This is a genomic window from Nodularia spumigena CCY9414, from assembly GCF_000340565.2.
Classification (GTDB): Bacteria; Cyanobacteriota; Cyanobacteriia; order Cyanobacteriales; family Nostocaceae; genus Nodularia; species Nodularia spumigena.
In genome coordinates this window covers 4,666,814-4,691,274 of sequence record NZ_CP007203.1, presented here as the reverse complement: position 1 = coordinate 4,691,274, position 24,461 = coordinate 4,666,814, and the positions used below count along the sequence as shown (strand labels likewise).

At 40.7% G+C, this 24,461-nt stretch carries 12 protein-coding genes; 5 read left to right on the top strand and 7 right to left on the bottom strand.

The window, feature by feature from the left end:
- Positions 1–238: 238 nt before the first annotated feature.
- The 7 genes from NSP_RS20430 to NSP_RS20400 all read right to left on the bottom strand — a co-directional run bounded on the left by NSP_RS20430 (position 239) and on the right by NSP_RS20400 (position 8,910).
- Positions 239–1,501 (bottom strand): glycosyltransferase, encoded by a 1,263-nt coding sequence (locus tag NSP_RS20430; protein ID WP_006198970.1) that lies wholly within the window; start codon positions 1,499–1,501, stop codon positions 239–241.
- Positions 1,502–1,856: 355 nt separating this feature from the next.
- A complete protein-coding gene (locus NSP_RS20425; RefSeq protein WP_006198971.1) occupies positions 1,857–3,116 on the bottom strand; it encodes a glycosyltransferase family 2 protein in 1,260 nt (419 codons plus the stop codon).
- Between the two features lie 194 nt (positions 3,117–3,310).
- A complete protein-coding gene (locus NSP_RS20420; RefSeq protein WP_006198972.1) occupies positions 3,311–3,784 on the bottom strand; it encodes a DUF2141 domain-containing protein in 474 nt (157 codons plus the stop codon).
- A gap of 42 nt (positions 3,785–3,826) precedes the next feature.
- The gene (locus NSP_RS20415; protein WP_017804381.1) at positions 3,827–4,828 is read right to left on the bottom strand and encodes a glycosyltransferase family 2 protein; all 1,002 of its coding nucleotides are present in this window, start codon (positions 4,826–4,828) and stop codon (positions 3,827–3,829) included.
- Positions 4,829–5,115: 287 nt separating this feature from the next.
- A complete protein-coding gene (locus tag NSP_RS20410) occupies positions 5,116–6,105 on the bottom strand; it encodes an NAD-dependent epimerase/dehydratase family protein (protein ID WP_042202277.1) in 990 nt (329 codons plus the stop codon).
- 200 nt (positions 6,106–6,305) lie between these two features.
- Positions 6,306–7,484, bottom strand: coding sequence for an ABC transporter permease DevC (gene devC / locus NSP_RS20405; protein ID WP_006196629.1), 1,179 nt, complete (start codon positions 7,482–7,484; stop codon positions 6,306–6,308).
- Between the two features lie 217 nt (positions 7,485–7,701).
- Positions 7,702–8,910 carry an ABC exporter membrane fusion protein gene (locus NSP_RS20400; RefSeq protein ID WP_006196630.1) on the bottom strand — a complete coding sequence of 403 codons (1,209 nt, stop codon included), beginning with the start codon at positions 8,908–8,910 and terminating at the stop codon, positions 7,702–7,704.
- A gap of 686 nt (positions 8,911–9,596) precedes the next feature.
- On the opposite strand from NSP_RS20400, the gene NSP_RS20395 reads away from it, so the two are divergent.
- From NSP_RS20395 to NSP_RS20375, 5 genes are all read left to right on the top strand, one after another.
- Positions 9,597–10,925 (top strand): ParB N-terminal domain-containing protein, encoded by a 1,329-nt coding sequence (locus tag NSP_RS20395; protein ID WP_006196631.1) that lies wholly within the window; start codon positions 9,597–9,599, stop codon positions 10,923–10,925.
- 956 nt (positions 10,926–11,881) lie between these two features.
- Positions 11,882–12,160 carry a hypothetical protein gene (locus NSP_RS20390; RefSeq protein WP_006196632.1) on the top strand — a complete coding sequence of 93 codons (279 nt, stop codon included), beginning with the start codon at positions 11,882–11,884 and terminating at the stop codon, positions 12,158–12,160.
- A 316-nt stretch (positions 12,161–12,476) separates the two neighbouring features.
- Positions 12,477–17,684, top strand: a complete 5,208-nt coding sequence (locus NSP_RS20385) for a type I polyketide synthase (RefSeq protein ID WP_006196633.1) — start codon at positions 12,477–12,479, stop codon at positions 17,682–17,684.
- A gap of 177 nt (positions 17,685–17,861) precedes the next feature.
- On the top strand, positions 17,862–19,580 hold the full coding sequence (locus tag NSP_RS20380; protein WP_006196634.1) for an SDR family NAD(P)-dependent oxidoreductase: 1,719 nt from the start codon (positions 17,862–17,864) through the stop codon (positions 19,578–19,580).
- Positions 19,581–19,783: 203 nt separating this feature from the next.
- Positions 19,784–24,454, top strand: a complete 4,671-nt coding sequence (locus tag NSP_RS20375) for a PfaB family protein (RefSeq protein ID WP_006196636.1) — start codon at positions 19,784–19,786, stop codon at positions 24,452–24,454.
- Positions 24,455–24,461: the final 7 nt, after the last annotated feature.

Here is a 24,461-nt window from a genome sequence, read left to right as displayed (position 1 = left end):
AGCACAGATAAATCTGTACTTCATACTGCTGTTTTTTAAATCCCTCCTCGCTTGCGGGGCTACCGTGTACACACAAATGATTAAATTCTCAAAATCCTTTTTTTGTAGGGTGTGTTGTCGCGCAGCGCAACGCACCATCCCAAATTTGCGGTGCGTTAGGACTAACGTCCATAACACACCCTACCTAAATGAAAGGGTTTTGGACTTGTGTGTACACCGGCAGGGTGGGGTTCCAGGTTCAAGCAGTTGTTGGCTCTAATTTTTCAACATTTTGAACTAATTCATAAAGCTTTTCTTCAAACTTTTCTGTACAAGCCGACCAATCATATTTAAGTATAGAAGGACGAGCCTGTTGAGATATTTCTTCTTTAAGTTGAGAATTTTCGAGAATTGCTACTACCTTATCAGCAAAATCTTGGGGATTATTGGGTTCAGCTAAAAAGCCGTTACGACCAGGAAAAACCTGCTCAAAAGTTGAAGGTGCAACCACAGCCACCACAGGAGTTCCAGAAGCCAGCGCTTCGTTATTTGTAGTGCAGAAGTTTTCAGTTGCAGAGGGGTTGACAAATATATCTGCACGAGCAAACCAACCCAAAAGTTCTGTACCGTGAGACTCACCCCACATAGTAATACCTTCAAACTTTTGGGACTCCCGACGCAGTTCTTCATCTAAAGGACCACTACCAATAATTACCAAATGAACATCAGGAATTTTGGCAGCAATCAGGGGAAACATATCTATCAGTTGGGTGACATTTTTTTCCGCCGTAATGCGTCCCACAAACAAGATAGTTGGTCTATTATCGTCGGGAATTGGGTTATGAATGATATTTCTGGGATGAAATTTTTCACAATCAATTCCTTGATAAGGAACATATTCACCCCGTTGACAATTCAGTTCATTGTACTTCGATAGTTGTGCTTTGGAAGGAAATAAATTACGGTCATAAACCTCAGTGGACTGCTTCACTAAAAAGGGAATAATTGGGCGCATCAAATTGAAAACATGATTGCCCAAATAGTATTGGATATAGGCAACAATATCAGTGTGGAAAATAGAAATAATTGGAGTTCCCGTTTTTTGAGCATATTCAACTCCAATGGGGCGACCATAACCTTGCAAAAACATTGAATAGAAACCTCGCATTTGTGGTGCTTCTTCCACTACCACAATATCGGGTTGAAATTTTTCTAATAACTTGGTATCACTCCAATGGCGATAATGTAATGGTTGCGGTAAAGACTTGTAAAAAATTAATGGTTTTGTGGGGAAAGCATAAGCAGAGAACTTAGGAAAACACTGTAATTCTTCCAATCCTGGCATAGGACGGCTACCGACATTTTTAGGATACTGGTCGTTGATTTCTGGGTGAACAAGAAAGACTTCATGCCCCTGTTCTAATAACCAGCGAACCCGTTGGTGTACTGCAACTGAAACACCCGTTAAAAAAGGAGCATACAAACCTGTAAATAGGGCAATGCGAAGCGGTTGCTTGTTCATAAATTTAATGAATTTGTGTATTTTGTTTCATCAAAAAATTGATGTTTTTATGCTGATACCTATTTGTAACCTGCATGAGCAATTCAAAAAGTATTTTGTGAAACAGGTTTATCTAAATACTGATAAAGAATATATTTAACTCAAGGAATCTTCCAGGAAACTTGGAATTGATAAACTATACAACCCACTTAAATTTTGACATCCAGAGCCGAGAAAACATCCGGGTTCATCTGTGGACAAATAATTCGTGATTATCAACAAACAGTGATAAACTGTAGAGAATAAGCTAAATAATTCCGAATGCACCCAGAAAAAAGTGCTAGTTTGCATAATAATTGGTAATTGTCAATCAACCTCAAAGAGAAATTTTGCCATCAATAGGTTGATCCAATAAATCATAAGGATGATATTCTACCAATCGGACACTCCCAGGATTTTGCACACGATAAACAATACCGCGCCATTTAACAGTTGACATCCAAAGAGAAGATAACAAAGCTAACCCATATATCCACTGTGTGAGGGGAATAGCAATTAATATTTTGCCTACTATCTCCATTGATAATTTTGTCATGGGTTGACCATGAGAGCGAATCACTGGGCTTACCCCTAACTCTAAAATGAGGGTTACTAAGAGTAATCCCACAGTATAAATGCAATATGTGGAAAACAATACAACTGCTAAATCCCATTGTGCATCTAACAACGCGAAGAGCAACAATAATATTGCCACACAAGGAAATAGAATACTAGAAACCGCATCACCAATGATAGCTAACCAACGGGGATGATAAAGCCGAGAATAGAAGATAACGCGCTTGAGAGATTCTATTAAGCCAAGTAAATCGCACTCTTCCCGATTGAGCATAATTAGAGAAGGTACAAGCTTCACCCGCATCCCATGTTGTTTGAGGATGTTGTGGATCATATAATCTTCGCCAAGAGCTTCTCCCCATTTATCAACCAGACCGGTTTGGCGCAGCACGTCTGTTTTGATCGCCAAAGTCCCACCCCAAGGAACTTGGAACAAGTACATTTGCACAACAGTAGACACATTACCTATGTATCGCACTAAGGAACCCCAATAGTGACCTGTGGGTACAAACCAACGGTTTCCCGTTGTCGCTCCTACTTTTGGATCAGCTAGAGGACTAACTAATTCACGTAACCAATTAGGATGGACAATGGTATCAGCATCAACTAAAGCGATCGCCTGATAAGAATCATCTAATTCTGAAACAGCTTGCAATAAGGAACTGCATTTGAGACTACAGTTGTGTCGTATAATCCTCAGAGGGCTGACTTGGACGTTGCTGGCTCCTTGTTCGTTAATAGTGTCATTGACAATTTGCCAAGCTGGATCTTGTGGACTATCAACAATCAGCTTTAAATCATACTCTGGATAATCCTGATTTAACAGCGCCTCTATACAGTTAGGCAAAAACGGATCGGCTCCGCGTAAGCAAAGAATCACCGCCGTTTTCGGTAACTCCTCATCGGTTAACAAATTTTCTTGGTGTAATCGCAGGTATAGTAGAAAAACCAGTGCTAAACACATTTGAATAGCCAGCCAACCCAGCAGAGACTGAGTAATGAATATCGTCAACTCTTTCATATATAGTCTCCGGCAAATTTGCCTTGTGTAATAGCGAGTCGCGATCAATCCCCCATCCCCAATCCCCAGAAGAAGCAGGGGAGCACCGGAGCAGGGAGCAAGGGGGAATTTGAAACAAAATGCATTTATCTCTGCCTCCTGCCCATTTTCCTCTTCTCCCCTGCCCCCGTTCCTCTTCTCCCTATTCCCTACTTTTAAGAATCAAGGGAATATTTCATCAAAATGATCATTGTGGTATTTTGATTTGGCATCAGTATAAAACTGGCATCATAAAAGCTTGGTGTACCAGTTGCTATTGACACAGTGGGATTTCTGGAAATACCAAAACCTTCTTGAGGTATGCCGAAAAAGTCTTTATTAAGTTGGCGATCGCCATTCTGATCATCGACTATCGCAACTGCATAATTTCCCGGCTGCAAACCAGAGAATTCATGAGTTAAAGTACTCCCTGTCGGCTGCACACACGCGCTTTTAATGACATCATTAGTACTCATAGGAAAACCCTGAGAACTAGAGTAAACTCCCATGCAAACCTCACCCTTTTGGTTCTTGATACCATCAACGACAACTGTTAGTGTGGTACTCGCCTTAGCGTTCACTGTTCTCCCCAAGCTAATGCTCAATAAACTAACTAGTAGTACACGAGTAAAATGACTAATTTTCCACATATTTTGCTAATTTCAACAAGTGTTTTACTTTGAAATAAACTGTCACAGCAATTCCTTCAAGGGCAGAAATGTTGTTTTTTTGATAGAAGAAGGTCGCCAACGTTGCCATAATATTATTTGCGCCGCCTTTAGTAAATCTTTAAGCAACAGATATTCAGACCCTTGCAACTGCTGATAAATACTTATATGGCAACGTATGCGCTGATAAAAGCTCAGTTTAAACAGCCATACAGAAAGCATATATTCCCACAGTATTCTCCAATGTGGAAATAATAACTTTCCTTTTTTGGCTGAGTCAAACCAAACCGTATAGGCATAAAAATCAGGTAAAATACTAGAAGTAAATTGAGATTTTTCTTTCGTCAATAAATGATGATTAGGAAAGAACATACTCAATGATTGTTCCGAATGGCTTCTAGCAAAGAATAGATATTCGGGAATTTCATAAAATTCACCAAGTAAACCAATTCTTAATAATAAAATTCCATCCGCAGTACCATAACTACCCATAGGTGGTACTTTTCTGAGAGCGCTAGCACGAATTACACCATAACACTGATAGCAGAGATGCTTAGTAAGCAACTCGTGAAAACGCTTGTGGGGGTGTTGTGAATCGGTGTTGAGTTGAATATTGTAGTTTTGAATAAAATCGCCGTTTTCATCAATCAAAGATACATGAGAATGGCACAATACCACTGTGGGTTTATTGTCAAGTACCGCCACACATTTCATGATAAAATCTGGGGCGTGTAAATCATCATAAGCTGCCCATTTAAAGTATTCGCCTACAGACAATTCCAAGACACGATTGAAGTTACGCGAACAACCGAGATTAGTATCATTGCGGTAGTAACGAATACGTTTGTCTTGAGCAGCATAAGCTCGACAAATTTCTTCAGTATTATCAGTCGAAGCATTATCTGAGATGATTAACTCAAAATCTTCAAAGGTCTGAGCTAAAAGGGCATCGAGGGCTGATTTAATAAATCTCTCGCCGTTATATACAGGCAATCCGATACTTACTTTCGGCTGATTTTTGCTCATATAAAATAATGGTCAGTAAAATCTTCAGCTATTTATAGCGATTCCTATTTCAATCAAGTACCGTCAGATTTATTTGACCAAAGATGCACACAGATAATATATAGGAATCCGATTTGATTATTGAAAAAATCTAAGTATATGTAGGGTGTGTTATGGCTTTAGCCTAACGCACCGTCTTCTGTGGTCTTGGTGCCGTACTCTCCTGGATAACACACCCTACGTGTATTTCATAAATCAAATATGAGTCCTATAGTAACTAGCAGTTTAGTAATTGCTATTACTAGCTTTTAGATATCAGCTTTTTTGATCCATTCTTGTGTGAGTCGTAAACCATCTTCTAAGTCAATTTTTGGTTTATAATCTAACAGGTTTTGTGCTTTGGCAATGGAATAGGCGTGAGGACGACTCATAAAATCTACAGACTCTGGCAAGATATCAGCTTTTTTGCGAAAAAGTTTTTGTCCTTGGGCGCGAAGTTTGAGAAATAATTTCATTTCATCTTTGGGTAAAGACATTGGCGCAGCTAAACCTTCCATTGCGGCTAAACGCAGAAAATACTCTTTCCAGGAAGTTTCTTGACCGTCGGTAATGTTAAAAATTTCCCCGTATGTTTCTTTTTGAATTGCTAGAAAAATTGCATCAATCAAATTATCTACATATACATGATTCATCACGCCTTTACCATCATTCGCATAAGCAAATAATTTTTGGCGCATCATCGATATTGGTCGAACTACCCAAGAATTACTCCCTGGGCCATAAACATCTCCAGCCCGAATAATAATCACACCAAAATCAGGGGGAGAATTCAGTGGTAAAAGTTCGGTTTCGGCTTCTATTTTTGTCTGACAGTAGGGATTATTCTCACCAGAGAGAGTCCCAGATTCTGTAACGCCATCTGCATAATTAAAGCCATAAACCATCACACTAGAAAGATGGATAAAACTTTTAACACCAGCATTTTTAGCAGCTTTAGCCATATTGACCGTACCGCCAACATTTACCTCACGAAATTCTTTAATTGCGCCAGCTTCTTGAACAATTTCAGCATTATGTAAAACAATATCTACACCTTGACAAGCTTTTTGGGCAATCTTAGCATCAGTAATTTTACCAACAATTATCTCAATACCCAAATTTTGTGCTGTTTTATTCACATCAGCAGAACTTTGTAATCCCCGAACTTTCATTCCTTGGGCTATAGCTAATTCGGCTGCACGCAACCCGATAAATTCATCAATTCCAGTGATTAACAGAATTTTATTTTCGAGGTTCATAGAAGTATAGGTGATGGGTAAATTAGGTGAATTGAGTGGAATAACTAATACCAATTTTGAGAGTTTTATTTTTCCTTGGTATTTTTGGCTTTTAACTTCATAGCTTACGGGAACGCCAAGGGCGAACTCGCGTAATCTTCAAGCAGGATATTTGTGCTTTCAGATAAGTGCATTTTCATTTTTGTAGGTATTTGAGATAACTAAAAAATATCAGCCGGGTCTGCGGAACGAAGTTTATTGATAGCAAGTGAGCCGGAAGTTATGCACATGAGAACTGCTGAGACTAAAACAATGATGGCATTATTAGCAGTCATCATAATCGGTAATTTAGTCACCTCCATAGCGAAACTATATAAGCCTATGGAAAAGAGAAAACCTGGGATATAACCTAATAAAGCCAGGATTAATGCTTGTTGAAAAACTACATTTAATAGATATCCATTCGCATATCCAATAGCTTTTAAAGTTGCGTAGGCAATCAATTGATTGGCAATATTGCTGTAAAGAATTTGATAGACAATTACTACCCCCACCACAGAAGCCATCGTCAGCATGAGGTTAAGTATAAATCCGATGGGTGTCCTCACAGCCCAATACTCTTTCTCGAAATCAATAAAGCCTTGACGAGTAAAAATTTGGATATCATTCGGTAAATTTGCTTTTAATTTTTGCAAAACTTTATCGGGATTTGCGCCAGCATTCAGGGTGATGACACCAATATCAATCATTTCTGCTGGGCGAGTATTAGGATTTATCCTGAGAAATGTTGAATCACTGACAATTAAGTTACCATCTACACCAAAGGAAGGCCCTAAGCTGAATAAGCCTCCTACTCTGACTCTGTAACCAATGGGCGCATCAAAGGGAAATATTTCAATTGTCTGTTCAGTATTTCCAGCAGCGAAATTATTGGCGATCGGGCCAAACTCTGGGCGCGAAATTCGATCAAACAGGACAATATCAGGAATTTTGAGTCTGTCTAAGTTTTCTGCAACTTCGGGTATATTAAATACAGATTTTCCGGGGTCAAAGCCAATTACATATATAGAATATTTCTCTCCAGTTTCTGGGTTTTTTAATTTCGCAAATTGCAAATATATGGGGCTAACTGACTCTACACCTTCAAAACCCAAGGTTTGGTATAAACGACTGCGGGAAAAACTTTGAGTTGCGGTTAAGGATTTATATTGCGAACTAACTAAAAATAAATCGCCTCGGAGATTTTGATGCAGTGCAGTAGCACTAGAATAAAGTGCATCTTGAAAGCCAAGTTGAATGAAGGTTAGCAGTACAATAAATGCAATTCCAGCTACAGCTACTACAAATCGAATTTTTTGCTGGGCTAGCTGTAGCCATGCTAAGGGTATTTTAAAATTCATGGTTTAATACCATTTGGGATGTTATTTTTTGGAGACGCGATAAATCGCGTTTTATATGAGCAACGAACCACGTAAAGCCTTCGGCATAGCTTCGCTTATGGCGCTAGCGTCTCCCCTTGGGAGAAGGACACAAAGGAAGAAGGGAAGAAGAAGGAAGAAGGAAATTTAGCGCAACTATGGCTTCGCTACGCAAGTTATTACTAAGAAATTCATTCTATTAGAGTTGAATGGCGACATCAACTTGTAAGTTGGTTAAACGGGCTACCCTTTGACTATCTGCGGGGTCGTTGATGCTGATTTTTACTTCAACTATTCTGCGGTCTGTATCTGCTGCGGGGTTAAGACTGAAGATGCTTTGTCTGTCAATTTGCCAACCAATTTTGCTGACGGTTCCCTGTATTTTTCCGGGAAAGGCGTTGCTAGTAATGGTCGCTTTTTGTCCTACTTTTACTTTTTGAATGTCAGTTTGATAAACTTCGGCGACTACATACATTTGAGATATTTTACCTATTTCAGCAAATCCATTGCTGTTAATTACTTCTCCTGTTTTGGCGTGAATTTTTAAAACTTGACCGTTTATGGGAGATTTTAGGTAGGTTAATTCTTGGTCTGCTTGTGCTTGTTTGATGGCAGTTACAGCACTATTCACTTCGGTTTTTGCCAATTCTACATCAACGGTACGTATTTCGCTAATACTGTTAAGTCTGGCTTTGGCTTCTTTGAGTTGGTCTTGAAGTGTGTTCTGAGTGCGGTTGAGGTTGGCTTTGGCTTCGGTAAGTTGCTGTTGTACAGTTTTGAGTTGCAAAGCTTTACTATCTGCTATGGAGGCGGAAATAGCACCGTCTTTGTATAATTGCTGATATCGATTGTTCTCGCTTTGGGCGTTATCTACTTCGGCCTGGATGCGGTTGATTGTGGCTTGTTGAGCTGCAATGTCTCCTTTTAATTGTGACTCTAAACGGGCGATCGCAGCTTTTTGGGCGGTAATATCTCCGGGTTTAGCCCCAGACTGGACTTGTGCTAGTTTAGCTTTAGCAATTTCTAGTTGATCTAAAGCCTGTTGCAGAGCGGTTGTGGCGCGACCATAATTTTCTAAATATGCCAATATTTGCCCGTCTTTAACTTCTTCTCCTTCCTTCACCAAGGTTTTTTCTACCCGCACACCGTTGACTGAATTGGGCGCAGACAAATTAGTCACTTCACCCTCTGGTTGCAAACGTCCTAAAGCTGTCACCGCAACTTTCACAGGGGTAGGGGTAGCCTTGGGCAAATTCGCTGAAGGCGTTGGAACTTGAGGGCTAAATCGATTTTGTGAAAAGCTGTAAAAAGTTACTAATCCAGTCGCTAAAGTGATAGAAGCTGCCAAAATTATCCGCCACCGACCTAGGGGTTTTGTGAATAACAGGCGTTTTTTGTTTGCGGCCATATTTTTATTCCAATTGTGCTATGCCAGGGGACAACCTAAGATGGCTATATGATGTGAATGCAATAGACTCATCTGCAAATTAACCAAGAGCATTTTTTCTCTATAGTTTTACTTTCAGTAAATTGAGAGGTCTAATTAGTTCTATATAAATTGTTGTACGCGCTGTTATCAGTTATCAGTTACCAGTTATCAGTTATCAGGTAAGAGACATAATTGGGTTTTATTTTTCCACCATAAGTCTTGTTCACGATTCACTGTTCACTGTTCACTGTTCACTGATTTTAATGGTGGTGTGATTGCAAATCTTCCTGAGTTAGTTTTATCCTAAATTCACACTGAATCAAGTAGTGTAAAATACAATCTGGCTAGGATGGAAAGCTAAATTTTAAGATGTCGAAGCGCTGATAAAATTAACTATGGAAAAGTTGAATTAGCTTGTTTCTAAGTATTGCAAAATTTGCTGATCTTGTCAATCGGTTGTTGTTTGGTGTCAATATGCACGCACCAGGCGCAGAAACGCAACAGAGGAGGCTGGGGAATAGAATAGAGAGCCGCATCTGGCTGTGGTGGTCAGGGTCAATCCAAAATCTAAAATCTAAAATCCAAAATCGATTGACTCGCCATTGTGTATACTGATGCAATATATTTAGATATACCTTTGACTCACTGCACTGAAAATAGTAATTATGCCTATAGTGTCCATAGAGCAAATTCGGATTGGTCTGAATCGCCGTCCGGTTAAGGGCGACAAGGTAAATGAGTTGAAGGAGTCGATTCGGGCTAATGGTTTATTGAACCCGATTACGGTGGATCAAAAGCTGAATTTGATTGCGGGGTTACATCGTTTGACGGCTTGCAAACTTTTGGGGCTAGAGGTTGTTGAGTGTCATATTGTTAACTATGAGAATTCTGACCAATCTCGTTTGGCGGAAATTGATGAGAATTTGATTCGCAATGAGTTGGAACCACTGGAACGTTCGGAGTTGTGGTTGGAGCGAGATGAAATTTTATCGCGGATGGGTTTGAGGGCAAAGGTAGGCGATAATCAATATACAGCTAAAGGTGGTGAAACGGTTTCACCACCCTTAAAGCGTACTGTAGAGTTAGCCAGAGAAGTTGGCTACTCTGAACGCACCTTTCAGCACGGTAAGCAGATTGCTAAAAGTATTCACTCAGAGGTGAAAGAAATAATTAAGGGTTCGCCAATTGCTGATAGTCCTACTGCACTGCTGAAGGTGGCTAGGGCTGGTAGTAAGGAACGGATTTTGGCCCAAGAGTCTCAAAAGGCTTGGGAGTTAGCCCAAGTGAGGGGAGATGAAGTAGAATCGGCAAGGCTGGCTCAATTAATTGTGGAAGCTAGGGCGAAGCAAAAAGATTTACAGATTTTGGCATACAAAAGTGCTATGGCGCAACGGGAAGCTAAGTTGGCGCACAAAAAAGGTCAAGGTCAGCCGGAAGTCGCCGCTAGTGATGAACCTAATGTAAAAGTTGGTGAGGAATGGATGTTGGCACGGCATTTAGTGTATTGTGATCATACTGCTAGTTCAGAATTTAGAAACCTGTTACCATCAGATGCTGCTTTAGCGATCGCCACCCTGTCTCAGACTTGGGAGCATAATTACTTGGTAGATGAAGCGCGAGTGGTGGCGGTGTTGCGTTCTGAGGGACACATTTATAATTTTTATCGTCATAGCCAAATGCCTTTTCAATATGAATTAGTTCTAGGTAATATTTACGTGGGCATTTTTTCTCACCAATCAATACCTCAGCCACAGACACCAATTAATATTGACGGAGTAGAGGGTATTGTTAACTACTTAATTCATTTGTATACCAATCAGAATAACTTTGTGATTGCGCCATTTATGGGAAACGGTGAAATTCTCATTGCTTGTGAAAGAATGGGGCGTATCTGTTTTATTGGCGATGAAAATCCCCAATTGGTGCATCGGGGAATCATGCGGTGGCAGAAATGGACTGGTAAGTTACCGCAAAAAATTGGTTTGGTGTCTTAGTTTCTATCTTTCACCACAGAGACACTAATATACACAGAAGAATTGATCTTGAGTTGAGCAATAGTTCCTTACAGCGATTTTCAGCTAAATGAACCACATTTTTATGTCGGGCTACGCCCCGCTACGCTAACACGCAGAGGCGCAAAGGCGCACCAGAGGAATTAAGAGTGTGGTCTAAATACATGAAAACTGCTGTAATGGTACAAGCCTCTTGATTTATCTGTGGAGTCAATCCAAAATCTAAAATCTAAAATCTAAAATTCCTTGATTCACAATGTTATTTCTAAATCTGTAACTGCTTTGTCAGATATTACTAGATGATGTCCAAGTTTAGGCAATTCATCACAAATGTAATTTGTTTATTCTGCACTGTCTTATAAATTAATGTTTGCTTTATAAATTACTTTTTGTTTGGATAGGTAGTTTTATCTGGATAAATTATCGAATTCTTGCCTTTAATTATGATGTTCTGCTGAAAAATACATTTAGATAGTTTTGTACTTTGTTGATGTATTTATTAAATTTTATCTGGATTAATAAAATATGCGTACTGAGCCTAAAATCAAGCCTATCAAAGCAATTAAGCTAAACCAGCAGCGTGAGGATAAAGTTTTTAACTATACTTGTGTATCGTGCCTTTTTTTAAATTGCTACCAGCAATAATCTGGTTTATTTATAAAATTACTTTAAACAAATGATTTAGTTTCTGTGAATCATGCTATTCTTTTTATTAATTCAACCCTTTCAAAGCGGCAAAGGAATTTAGTTATTTTGTTCAAATTTGAAAAAGCAAAACTAAACCTAACCGCATTGGCATCACCCTATAAGTGTGTGAGTATTTCTTCAGAAAAGTGCATGAATTCAGAATGTAGGGGAATGTTTTTTCTGTAACGAAGTTGTCAACTTTTCTGGGTCAAATTGCTTAAAATAAATTATCCTGGACGCTGAAACTGGCTATGGCATTTATCAAGATACAGAACGTTGTCATTAACACCAGCTACGTTGCTGCGGTTAGGCTAGATACTCAAACTAATTTGGGAGAAAAAAGCGTTTCTGTCCTAGTAGCTACTCCTCAGTTTCCCTTAATTCAGTGGGATACAATTGCTCAAAATCTCTACCATTACGAATGGATGGAATTCACTGGTCAAGCAGCTAACGTACTCCGAGACTATTTTTCCAGTTTCAACAACGTTATTGACCTCTTACCTCAATATCAAGAATCGAGTGTTGTATAACATTATTTCACGAATACTGTATTCCGAAATTGCCTGAAAATGCGGAAAGCATCCATGAATTAAGGCGGAAAAGCAGTATGTATCGTGTGCGCTTGGTTTAGCAACAAGCAGTTAACTTCGCCTGTATAAAGGTAGGTAGATAATAACCAATTCTCCCAAATCAGACAAATTCTTAATTACGAATTACGAATTACGAATTATGAATTACGAATTGGTATTACCTAGCTATTTGTTAGCAGAAATAGCTCATTGTCAGTGGAATACAGAAATTACTGTAGCCTCATAATCCACAATACTTAAGAACAGTATATGCCCTATGTCTGCTTATTCAATTGATACGGCTTTGGCAGAGTTAGAGAGCCTTATCAATAGTGTTGAGAAAACTTTGATTAGGTCAATAGAGGACAAGAAGTTTAGTAAGGAAACACCAATGTCAGTTAACAAAATTAATAGAAAATTAGCACAAAATCCCATAGCTATTGTCGGGATGGCTTCTTTATTACCCCAAGCGAGAAATTTACGGGAATATTGGCAAAATATCGTTAACAAAATTGATTGTATTACTGATGTCCCGGCTACACATTGGAGCGTTGAAGATTATTACGACCCCAACCCCAGAACCCCGGAAGATAAAACCTACTGTAAAAGAGGCGGGTTTATTCCAGAGGTTGATTTTAACCCAATGGAATTTGGTATTCCTCCCAGCATCTTGGAAGTTACAGATATTTCCCAGCTATTAGGTTTGGTAATTGCTAAAGAAGCAATGGAAGATGCTGGTTATGGTGAGTCGCGTGAATTTAGTCGCGAAAAGATTGGGGTAATTTTAGGTGTGGCCATGGCCAAGCAATTGGGAATGCCACTTTCGGCTCGGTTAGAGTATCCTGTTTGGGAAAAGGCACTTAAAAGCAGTGGTATTTCTGATGAAGATACTCAAAAAATTATCGAAAAAATTAAAAGCGCCTATATCAAATGGGATGAAAATGCTTTCCCTGGAATGTTGGCGAATGTGGTTGCTGGACGCATTGCGAACCGCTTGAATTTTGGCGGGACAAATTGTGTCGTGGATGCTGCTTGTGCTAGTTCCTTTGGTGCTTTGAAAATGGCTATCAGCGAACTGGTAGAACATCGGGCTGATATGATGCTGACTGGTGGTGTTGATACCGATAACACTATCATGGCTTACATTTCTTTCAGCAAAACACCAGCCGTTTCTCCCAGTGAAAACGCCAAACCTTTCGATGCTAAATCTGATGGGATGTTGCTGGGTGAAGGTGTTTGTATGTATGTCCTCAAACGCTTGGAAGATGCGGAACGGGACAATGATAAAATTTATGCGGTGATTAAAGGTATTGGTACTTCTAGCGATGGTCGCTACAAGAGTATTTATGCTCCCCGCAAGGAAGGCCAAGTTAGAGCCTTGGAACGTGCTTATGATGATGCGGGCTTTTCTCCCGCCACTGTGGGGTTAATGGAAGCCCACGGGACTGGAACAATGGCTGGCGACCCCATCGAATTTGGTTCTTTAAGAGACTACTTTAGTCAGCATGATTCCCAAAAACAGCATATCGCGTTGGGGAGTGTAAAATCTCAAATTGGGCATACCAAAGCGGCTGCTGGGGCTGCAAGTTTGATTAAAACTGCTTTGGCTTTGCATCACAAAGTTTTACCCGCAACCATCAATATTACTGAACCAAATCCTAAATTGGATATCAAAAATTCATCATTTTATTTGAATACCCAAACTAGACCTTGGATAAGGGCGGAAGGTGAAGCGCCAAGACGGGCGGGGGTGAGTTCTTTCGGTTTTGGTGGAACGAATTATCACGTTGTTTTGGAAGAATACGAAACTGAAGAAAATCTTCCTTACCGTTTACATGGTACTGCCCGTGAGGTGCTGTTGTTTGCGAATAATCCAGGACAACTGTTGAGTAAATGCGAAGAAACTCTGAATAAGTTACATTCAGCCGATGGTGAAAGACATTTTGCCGCTTTAATTAAAGAATGTCAATCTGTGGAAATTCCCCAAGTTGCTGCTAGAGTGGGGTTTGTGGCTGAAAATCTGCAAGAAGCTTGTAAGTTGATGCAGGTTAGTATTGACTGGCTGAAACACAAGGCTTCTGTAACATCTTGGGAACATCCCCAAGGTATTTATTACCGTTCCTCTGGAATGGAGTTGGGCGGAAAGGTTGTTTCTCTATTTTCTGGACAGGGTTCGCAATACCTGGAAATGGGGCGAGAATTGGTGATGAACTTTCCGACTATGCGCCGTTTACATGGCTGTATGGATAGTTTGTTACTTAAAGATAATTTGCAGCCAATTTCAGAAATTGTGTTTCCTCATCCGGTGTTTGATGAAGCAGAAAAAAATGCCCAAATTGCTACATTGCAACGCACAGAATACGCTCAACCTGCTATTGGGGTATTTAGCGCTGGTTTGTATTCTATATTGCAACAAGCGGGATTTAAATCTGATTTTGTGGCGGGACACAGCTTCGGGGAACTAACAGCTTTATGGGCTGCGGGGGTTTTGAGTGAAGCAGATTATTTGTTTCTAGTTAAGTCTAGAGGTCAAGCGATGGCTGCGCCAGAAGACCCAGACCATGATGCTGGGAGTATGTTGGCGGTGAAGGAGGATATGAGTAAAGTTGCGCTGGTGCTGCGGAATTATCCTCAAGTTACCATTGCTAACTTTAATTCTCCCACACAAATTGTCTTAGCCGGACCGACGGCAGAAGTCGCTAAGGTGAGACAAGCTTTACAGGAACAAGGTTGTACTGCGGTGGTGTTACCTGTGTCTGCTGCTTTCCACACGCCACTGATTGCTTTTGCTCAAAAATCCTTTGCGATCGCCACTAAATCTGTTAAATTCAATCAGCCTCAAATTCCTGTCTTCACCAACGTTACAGGTAAAAACTACCCCCAAGAACCCCAAGCAATTCAGAAAATTCTGGAAACTCACCTGGCTACTTCGGTGATGTTTAAACAGGAAATCGAAAATATCTATGCTGCGGGTGGTTATTGCTTTGTGGAATTTGGTCCCCGGCGGATTTTGACCAACTTGGTAAAAGATATTTTAGGCGATCGCCCACATCTTACCATCTCTTTGAACCCCAGCACTCAAAAGAACAGCGATCGCTCTCTAAGAGAAGCGGCTGTACAGTTGCGTGTCGTGGGCTTAACTTTGAAAAACCTCGATCCTTATCAAATTGAACCCGTACTACCTCCAGTAGAGAAGAAGAAGGCGTTAAATGTGCGTTTAAACGGCATTAACTATGTCTCCGAAAAAACCAAAAACGCCTTTCCTGAAGCTTTGCGGAACGGACATCAAGTAAGTTTACCTGTCACTTCCGCACCTGAATTTTCGGAAGTTGTAGCAACTCCAGCAGTGAAAGAAAATAGCACTAATGGACGTGTTACCCATCCTACAGATAGTCTGCCCGAATTTTCACATAAATCTACTAATACTACACCCCAGGCTCAAATGAATCCTGTGATTCTTCCTACAGCAACAGCCCAGGAGACAAAGATGCAACCAACACCAGAAAAACCTGTAAATTACCAACGGGCGTTAGAAAGTTTAGAATATCTGTTGACACAGTTCCAGCAAAATCAAACCGAAAATCTGCAAGTTCACGGGACTTATCTGCAACATCAGACGGAATACACCAAAGCGTTTTTCCAATTGATGCAGCAACAAAACGCTGTATTTGCTAACAGCCAATCTAACGACGAGGCAGCACAACTTCAGCTATTTGTCAAGAAAAGTGTAGAACGGGGAATGATGCAGTTTCACAGTCAACAAGGTGAAACCCTACGCATCCATGAGCAATATCTTGTAGAACAGTTAGAATACGCCAAGAAGTTTTTCCAACTTATCCAACAAGAATATTCTCAAATTATTTCCAGTCAGGTAACTACTCAGCCCAAAGAGACACCAGCACCAGCGCCTGTAGTCGAAACAGTACCAGCACCTGTAGCGGTAGCAGTAACACCAGCGCCTGTAGTCGAAACAGTACTAGAACCTGTAGCGGTGACACCAGCGCCTGTAGTTGAAACAGTACCAGCACCTGTCTCTGCTCCTAATATTGACTTAAGTGAATTGGGTAACAACTTATTAGCCATCACCAGCGATAAAACTGGCTACCCAGTAGAGATGCTGGAAACAGATATGGACATGGAGGCTGACTTAGGAATCGACTCGATCAAACGAGTTGAAATCTTGGGCGCGTTACAGGATATGTACCCTGACCTACCCAAGCCAAATTTAGAAGAATTATCAGAAAAACGCACCATTGGCGAAGTTGTAGAATACCTGCAATTTCAAGTTTCTGGCAGTGCTGTTGTTACTACTCCAGAAGTCGTGCTACAATCTAATCAATCCCCCTTGTCCCTTATCCCCATAGGGGACAACGAAATCCCCATTCCCGTAGAGACAACCAGCCCGGTTGTCTCTACCCCCCTCCCCACAGAATTAGAAACAGAACCAGAAATAGCAGCTACCGATAATTACGCAGACTTGGGTGAAACCTTGTTAAGCATCACCAGTGATAAGACTGGCTACCCAGTAGAGATGCTAGAGATGGATATGGACATGGAGGCTGACTTAGGAATTGACTCCATTAAACGGGTAGAAATATTGGGAGCGATGCAAGATAAATACCCCAATTTACCCCAGCCCAATATAGAAGAACTGGGCGACCTCCGCACCATCGGTCAAATAGTTGATTATCTCCAGAAGCTGGCTGGAGGTGAAAAAAAAAAGCCCCAGTGGTCGTTTAGTTACCAGCCAGTCCAGGTAATAGACGGTGTGACACGGCGACCAGCTAAACTGCAATTCCTCCCACCACCGGATAGTTTAGACTTCGCTTTACCAGAGGGACACGTGAGTGTAATTACTGACGATGGTTCCCTCACCACGTCACAATTAGCTCAAACTTTAAGCGATCGCGGCGGGAAAGTGGTAGTTTTAAGTTTCCCCCCATCTATCGTTCCTCAACAGTCGCCCTTACCAACCGGAGTGAATCGTGTAGTCCTCGCAGATATGACCGAAGAATTGCTTCAACATAAATTATCTGCGATCGCGACTCACTTCGGCAACATTGGCGCTTTCATCCATATACATCCAGTATTTCCCGGAAATCAGACCCCAGCTTACTTACCACAAGAAAAAGAAATTGTCAAGCACGTCTTTTTCATAGCCAAACATCTCAAGCAAACCCTCAACGAAGTGGCGCGTTATGAACGCAGTTGCTTCTTAACCGTCAACCGTTTAGATGGAGCCTTTGGCTTAGAGCATAACATTAATTTTGGAGCCATTGGTGCAGGATTATTTGGATTAACCAAAACTCTGAAATGGGAATGGCCGAAAGTCTTTACTCGCGCCATTGATTTAAGTCCAAGTATAAACCCTCAACAGTCAGCAGAATATATTATCGCTGAAATGCACGACCCGAATAATTATATCAGCGAAGTTGCTTACGGTTCCCAAGGACGTGTGACTTTAGTTGGTTCTTTCGAGAACTAAGGGGATGAGGGAGGTATAACCATATCTCCCTCTTCGTTGAAGGATATTTTTTGTTGGGCTACGCCCCGCTACGCTAACACGCACCAGGCGCAGAGACGCAGAGTTTAAGAGCGCAGAAACTCTTTCTTGGCGTACTTGGCGACTTGGCGGTTAGTTCCTCTTTAATCATAAAAAAATATGACTACACAAACACAGATTCGCCCTTCATCAGTTTTTATTGTAAGTGGTGGTGCAAAAGGAATTACAGCCCAATGTACAATTAAAATAGCCCAGCACCAGCCTTGTAAATTCATCCTCCTTGGTCGTTCCGAACTTTTAGAAATTGAACCAGAATTTGCTCAAAATTGTATCGAAGAACCAGCCTTAAAGAAACGCATCATGGAAAATCTTCTGTCTCAAGGAGAAAAACCAACTCCTATGAGTGTATTGAAGATATATAACAAAATCGTTTCCAGCCGAGAAATTAAGAAAACCTTAGCAAGCATCCAAGAAACAGGCGCTCAAGCCGAATATATTAGTGTAGATGTCACCAATATTGCAGATTTACAGCAAAAATTAGCGGCTGTGGGCGCAATAACTGGGATTATTCACGGCGCGGGAAATTTAGCTGATAAGCTAATTGAAAAGAAAACAGATCAGGATTTTGAAAAAGTTTACACTGCTAAAGTCCAAGGATTAGAAAATCTCCTGACTTGCGTGAATCTTGAACAACTCCAGCATTTAGTATTGTTCTCCTCCGTAACTGGATTTTACGGCAATATTGGACAATCTGATTATGCGATCGCTAACGAAATTCTCAACAAATCAGCCCATTTAATCAAGCAAAATTATCCTCAGTGTCACGTAGTCGCCATTAACTGGGGCGCTTGGGATAGTGGTATGGTTTCCCCAGAACTAAAAAAAGCACTTGCAGAAAGGGGATTTGATATTATTCCTGTGGATGCGGGTACACAAATGTTAGTCAACGAATTGCACCCGTCCCATCATGATACTGCACAAGTTGTCATTGGTAGTCCCTTAGTTCCCCCAACTATAGAATTAGATTCCCAACTGCGAAATCATCGCATCCGTCGCCAGATGAAACTGGAAGCGAACCCCTTTTTATATGATCATGCTTTAGCCGGTTCTCCAGTATTACCTGCTACTTGTGCAATGACATGGATAATTAATTCCTGTGAGGAAATGTATCCCGGTTATCGATTATTCAATTACACAGATTTCAAAGTTTTAAAGGGAATTACCTTCAACCATAACTTAGCCAAAGAACACATTTTAGATATAGAAGAAGTTGAGAAAATCAACTCTGAAAAAATTGTAGTTAAAGCTAAAATATGGAGTAAAAATTCCGCAGGTAAAACCCATTACCATTTTAGCGCTCAACTCAACCTGCATAGAGAAATTCCTGATTCTCCTACTTATGAATCAATCAACCTCAATCAAGATAACATAATCACTGCCACAGGCAAAGATTTCTATCAAAATGGAGAAAGCACCTTATTTCATGGACCCTCATTTCAAGAAGTCCAAAGAGTTTTAAATATTACCCCTGAAAAAATCACCACAGAATGTTTGTGGACAGAAATCAGTCCTCAAAAACAAGGACAATTCCCCGTTAAATGGGTGAATCCTTATACAACAGACTTGAGTATGCACGCCTTATGGATTTGGACACAACACTTTCATCAAGAAGGTTGCTTACCCGGAAAAGTCGAGAAATTTGAACAATTTGCGCCTACTCCACACAACGAACCATTTTATGTTTCTTGTGAAGTAAAAGCCAAAACTCCGAGTAGTGCGATCGCAGACTTTATTATACACGATAATCAGGGAAAAATATACTCTCAAATGCTAGGCGCTCATGCCATTATTTGGTCAATGAAACAACTCAGAAGTTAATTATTTGGACTTGATTCTCAGCCAGAGACGCAGAGGCGCGGAGAAATTGAGAAGTAGAGAGAATTCCTTCTTCCTTCTTCCCTCTTCCTTTGTGTACTTTGTGTCCTTTGTGGTTCGTTTCCATCCAGAAAAAATTCTCAAATTTGGGGAACAGCGTAAATCCTGCCTTCTTTTAATACCCCAAAACTGTCGAGGATATAACAATGCAAAAAATAGCCATCATCGGATTATCCAGCCTATTTCCCGATGCTAAAAACCCTGAAGAATTTTGGCATAATTTGATTAACAAAAAAGATGCCACATCATCAGCAACCATCGCCGAAATTGGGGTAGATCCCACTATTTTTTACAACCCAGTTAAAGGCACAGCAGATAAAACCTATTCCCTCAAAGGTGGCTACATTCGGGACTTTGAATTTGATGCGTCTGAATATAACCTCCCATCAGAATTACTTGCAGGTTTAGACGACACCTTCAAATGGTCATTGTATGCAGCCAAACAAGCCATTAAAAATAGTGGCTACTGGGGAAATCAAAACCTCCTCGCTAAATGTGGTGTAATTCTAGGAAATCTTTCCTTCCCAACTAGACTTTCCCATCAATTATTCTCCCCTATTTATCGGCAAGCGATCGCACCTGCTGTTAAAGAACTTTTACAGCATGAAAATTTTGATTTAGCTACCTTACCCATAGCAACCAAAGCATCAGTTTACAATGCGATGATTTCCGGCTTACCAGCATCAATAGTTGCTCAAGCCTTATCACTATCTAGAATTAATTTATGTCTAGATGCTGCTTGTTCATCCTCATTTTATGCTATTAAACTAGCCTCTCATTATCTATCATCCCATAAAGCTGACATGATGTTAGCCGGAGCCATCAGTTGTGCAGACTCGCTATTTGTGCGAATGCTCTTTTCTGGTGTCCAAGGCTTTGCTGAAGACGGTACAAGTCGCCCCCTAGATAAGACATCCAGAGGACTAATTCCCGGTGACGGTGTAGGAATGGTAGTCCTGAAAAGATACACCGATGCTGTCAGAGATGGAGATCATATTCTCGCCACAATTTGCGGTAATGGACTCTCTAACGATGGTAAAGGTAAGCACCTACTCAGTCCCAATACCAAAGGACAAGTCCTCGCTTTTGAACGAGCCTATAAAGAAGCTCAAATTAGTCCTCAAAGCATTGATTATCTAGAATGTCATGCTACCGGCACATTACTAGGAGATACAACAGAACTCAACTCTATAGCTACCTTTTTCGGACAACATCAAGCCTCACCTTTAGTAGGTTCTGCTAAAGCCAACGTCGGGCATTTATTAACGGCTGCTGGGATGGTAGGCTTGACAAAAGTAATTCTGAGTATGTCTCAGAATCTAATTCCACCTACCATTAATGTTGATGTCCCTTTAGCCTCAGACAATAACGTTATTTCCAGCGATAATATTGTCAGAAAAGCCACAGCATGGCCTAACAACAATACACCCATTAAACGCGCAGCCATCAGCGCCTTTGGTTTTGGCGGGACTAATTCCCACTTAATTCTTGAACAGGGAAACACAGCCCTAGATATTAACTCAGATGTACCTGTAGAACAGGCTAAAGTCGCTATTGTTGGCATGGATGCCTTTTTCGGTGGCTGTAACGGATTAGATGCCTTTGAGCGCAGTATTTACGAAGGAAAACAGCATTTTATTCCTCTCCCCCCCTCTAGATGGCAAGGTCTAGATGAGCAAACAGACTTACTGCAAGAGTATGGTTTAGCAGATGGTAAACCACCAATTGGGGCATACATCCAAGACTTTGACATTGATACTTTAGCCTGTAAAGTTCCTCCAAACGAAGTTGAAAAACTCAATCCCCAACAACTGTTACTATTAAAAGTTGCTAACCGTGCTGTTGAAGATGCGGGACTAAAAGAAGGTGGAAATGTCGCAGTAATTGTGGCGGCGGAAACTGAACTTTCTGTACATCAGTTACAACAACGATGGGATTTATCTTGGCAGGTCAAAGAGGGCTTATTAGAGGATAATATCTCTCTACCAGATGCAGAACTTTCACAGTTAGAAAGCATAGTTAAAGATAGCATTCATCATCCTGTTGAAACCAGCGAGTATGTCAGTCACATCGCCAATATTATGGCAGGTCGAATTTCCGCTTTATGGAACTTCACAGGACCCGCTTTCACAATGACGGCTGGTGAAAATTCTGCCCTCAAAGCCTTAGAAGTCGCACAAATGTTACTAGCATCTGGAGAAGTCGAGGCTGTAGTTTTAGGTGCAATTGATTTAGCCGGCGGTGTAGAAAATGTCTTATTACGTAGTCAATTAGCCAAAATAAATCAAGGTATCAATACCTTAAGTTTTGACGAAAATGCCGATGGTTGGATGGTTGGAGAAGGTGCTGGTGCAGTTGTCCTCAAGCGTCATGATACCGCCCAAAAAGAGAACCACAAAATATATGCTGTACTGGATGCTGTCAGTTTTGCAGCAGCCACAAATGATGCTTGTCAGAAAGCTTTTGAAATCGCCAAAATTCAACCTCAAGAGATTAACTATGTAGAAGTCTTTGGGAGTGGTATTCCTCAACAAGATGAAGCCGAAATCACCGGGTTATTACAGGCTTATCCTCAAACTGGAAACGGTTTGCAATGTGCCATTGGTAGCGTCAAAGCTAATATCGGTCATACATACACAGCATCGGGAATTGCTAGTTTAATCAAAACTGCCCTTTGTCTCTATTACAGATACATTCCTGCTACTCCTAAATGGTCTGGTGCGAAGACTCCACAAAAATGGTCAGGTAGCCCCTTCTATGTCGCTACAGAGTCCAGACCTTGGTTTGTCGATAAAGGTGGTACGCGTCGTATAGCCGCTATCAATAGCATAGGTATAGACGAGACTTATACTCATGTCATCTTATCCGAAGACCCAGACCAAGAAGAGCGTGATAGTAAGTATTTACAGCAAATGCCTTTTCATCTTTTCCCTGTAGCAGCTGAAAATCAAAACAACTTACAAGAGGTTTTAAATAGTCTCGAAAAAACTATTGAAGATAGTTCTTGTTTATCAACTACAGCCAGTCAAACCTTCACAACTTTTAAAGAGCATTCTGAAAGTAAATATGCTCTAACAATTACTGGACGTAACAAAAAAGAAATCCTCAAACAAATTGATGCTGCACGTAAAGGCGTAAATACTGCTTTTGAAAAAGGTACAGACTGGCTAACCCCATTAGGTAGTTATTTTACAGCCAAACCGTTGGGTAAAACGGCAAGTGTCGCTTATGTTTATCCAGCCGCCGTTAACTCCTATATTGGTATTGGTCGGACAGTTTTCCGCCTATTTCCCAAAGTTTTTGAGGACTTAAAGAGTAATAACCTCTATAACCGTGCTGCTGATGTAGAGAAATTGGTTTATCCTCGCAGCTTCCCCAAACTCGCCACTAGACAACTAGAAACCCTCGAAAAAGAATTATTAGATGATTCCCTGGGAATGTTTGAAAGTGAAATCGCCTTCGCCAGATACATGACAGCGATTTTCCGAGATGACTTTCAAGTTCAACCAAAATGTGTCTTTGGCTATAGCTTAGGTGAAACCAGCATGATGGTAGCCCAAGGAGTTTGGAGTGATTTTGAAGGCGGTAGTAATACTCTCAACTCATCACCATTATTTGGGGATAAATTATCAGGTGCTAAAAATGCTGTACGTCAGTATTGGGGCTTAACAGATAGCACAGAATTACAAGATGATGAGTTCTGGGCTACCTATGTCCTCATGGCCACACCTTACCAGGTAGAAGAATGTTTAAAACATGAGCCACGAGTTTATTTAACTCAAATCAACACACCAGAAGAAGTCTTAATTGCTGGAGAAAAAACAGCTTGTCAGAGAGTAATTAAAACTCTTGGTTGTAATTCTTTCCCCGCACCCTTCGACCATGTAATTCATTGCGAAGCCATGCGGTCAGAATATGAAGAAATCGCCAAAGTTAATAGCTTACCCACCCAAAACCTACCAGACATCACATTTTACTCAGCCGCCGAGTACCAACCCATCAAACTTGATAGAGATGTCATAGCTAAAAGTATAGCCACCGGACTTTGCCAACAACTGGACTTTCCCCAATTAGTCAACCGTGTCTATGAAGATGGCGTAAAAATATTTGTAGAAGCTGGCGCGGGTGGAGTTTGTTCTCGATGGATGAGTAAAATCTTAGAAAACAAAGAACACATTACCGTATCCCTCAATCGTAGAGGTATGGATGACCACACATCAATGGTCAAAGCCTTAGCAAAACTTGTCAGTCATCGGGTGAATTTAGATTTATCACCCCTGTACAACCTCAGCACAGCCACAACCAAACAAAACAAATTAACCCTAAGAACAATTACCTTGGGCGGTAAATCAATTGCAGGTGCAATTTTAAGTGAAGAAAACCGTAAATACTTCCAAAATATCGCCAAAAACCTCAACAGTTATCGGGTAGAAAAACTGCATCAAAACATACCATTTGCCAGCAAATTAGACAACATAAATTCCCCAACCCAGCCAGCCGAAGACCCAACAAAAAATATCATGGAACACGGTTTTGAGATTCCAGAAGAATTACAATCTTCTGAGTCAACAGTTCTGGCACAGAAAACTCTGCAACCAATTGTGTCATCTCCAGCTACAAACCATCAACTTGATAACACAATTAGAATGCTTGAATTGAACAGAACTCAGTACAAACAACTGAGCGATAACAATTACAGAATAACTCAAAATCACACTGCCTTCCTGCAAGCCAGAAAAGATTTTAGTAAACAGATGAGCGAAATCATTCAATTACAGTTAGTTTGTGCCGAAAACTTATTGAATGAACAAACTTGATTGAAAG

Bases quoted from the DNA above. Each gene is read 5' to 3' on its own strand.
- NSP_RS20430 (WP_006198970.1), bottom strand. From the start codon at position 1,501: ATGAACAAGCAACCGCTTCGCATTGCCCTATTTACAGGTTTGTATGCT.
- NSP_RS20425 (WP_006198971.1), bottom strand. From the start codon at position 3,116: ATGAAAGAGTTGACGATATTCATTACTCAGTCTCTGCTGGGTTGGCTG.
- NSP_RS20420 (WP_006198972.1), bottom strand. From the start codon at position 3,784: ATGTGGAAAATTAGTCATTTTACTCGTGTACTACTAGTTAGTTTATTG.
- NSP_RS20415 (WP_017804381.1), bottom strand. From the start codon at position 4,828: ATGAGCAAAAATCAGCCGAAAGTAAGTATCGGATTGCCTGTATATAAC.
- NSP_RS20410 (WP_042202277.1), bottom strand. From the start codon at position 6,105: ATGAACCTCGAAAATAAAATTCTGTTAATCACTGGAATTGATGAATTT.
- devC (WP_006196629.1), bottom strand. From the start codon at position 7,484: ATGAATTTTAAAATACCCTTAGCATGGCTACAGCTAGCCCAGCAAAAA.
- NSP_RS20400 (WP_006196630.1), bottom strand. From the start codon at position 8,910: ATGGCCGCAAACAAAAAACGCCTGTTATTCACAAAACCCCTAGGTCGG.
- NSP_RS20395 (WP_006196631.1), top strand. From the start codon at position 9,597: ATGCCTATAGTGTCCATAGAGCAAATTCGGATTGGTCTGAATCGCCGT.
- NSP_RS20390 (WP_006196632.1), top strand. From the start codon at position 11,882: ATGGCATTTATCAAGATACAGAACGTTGTCATTAACACCAGCTACGTT.
- NSP_RS20385 (WP_006196633.1), top strand. From the start codon at position 12,477: ATGTCTGCTTATTCAATTGATACGGCTTTGGCAGAGTTAGAGAGCCTT.
- NSP_RS20380 (WP_006196634.1), top strand. From the start codon at position 17,862: ATGACTACACAAACACAGATTCGCCCTTCATCAGTTTTTATTGTAAGT.
- NSP_RS20375 (WP_006196636.1), top strand. From the start codon at position 19,784: ATGCAAAAAATAGCCATCATCGGATTATCCAGCCTATTTCCCGATGCT.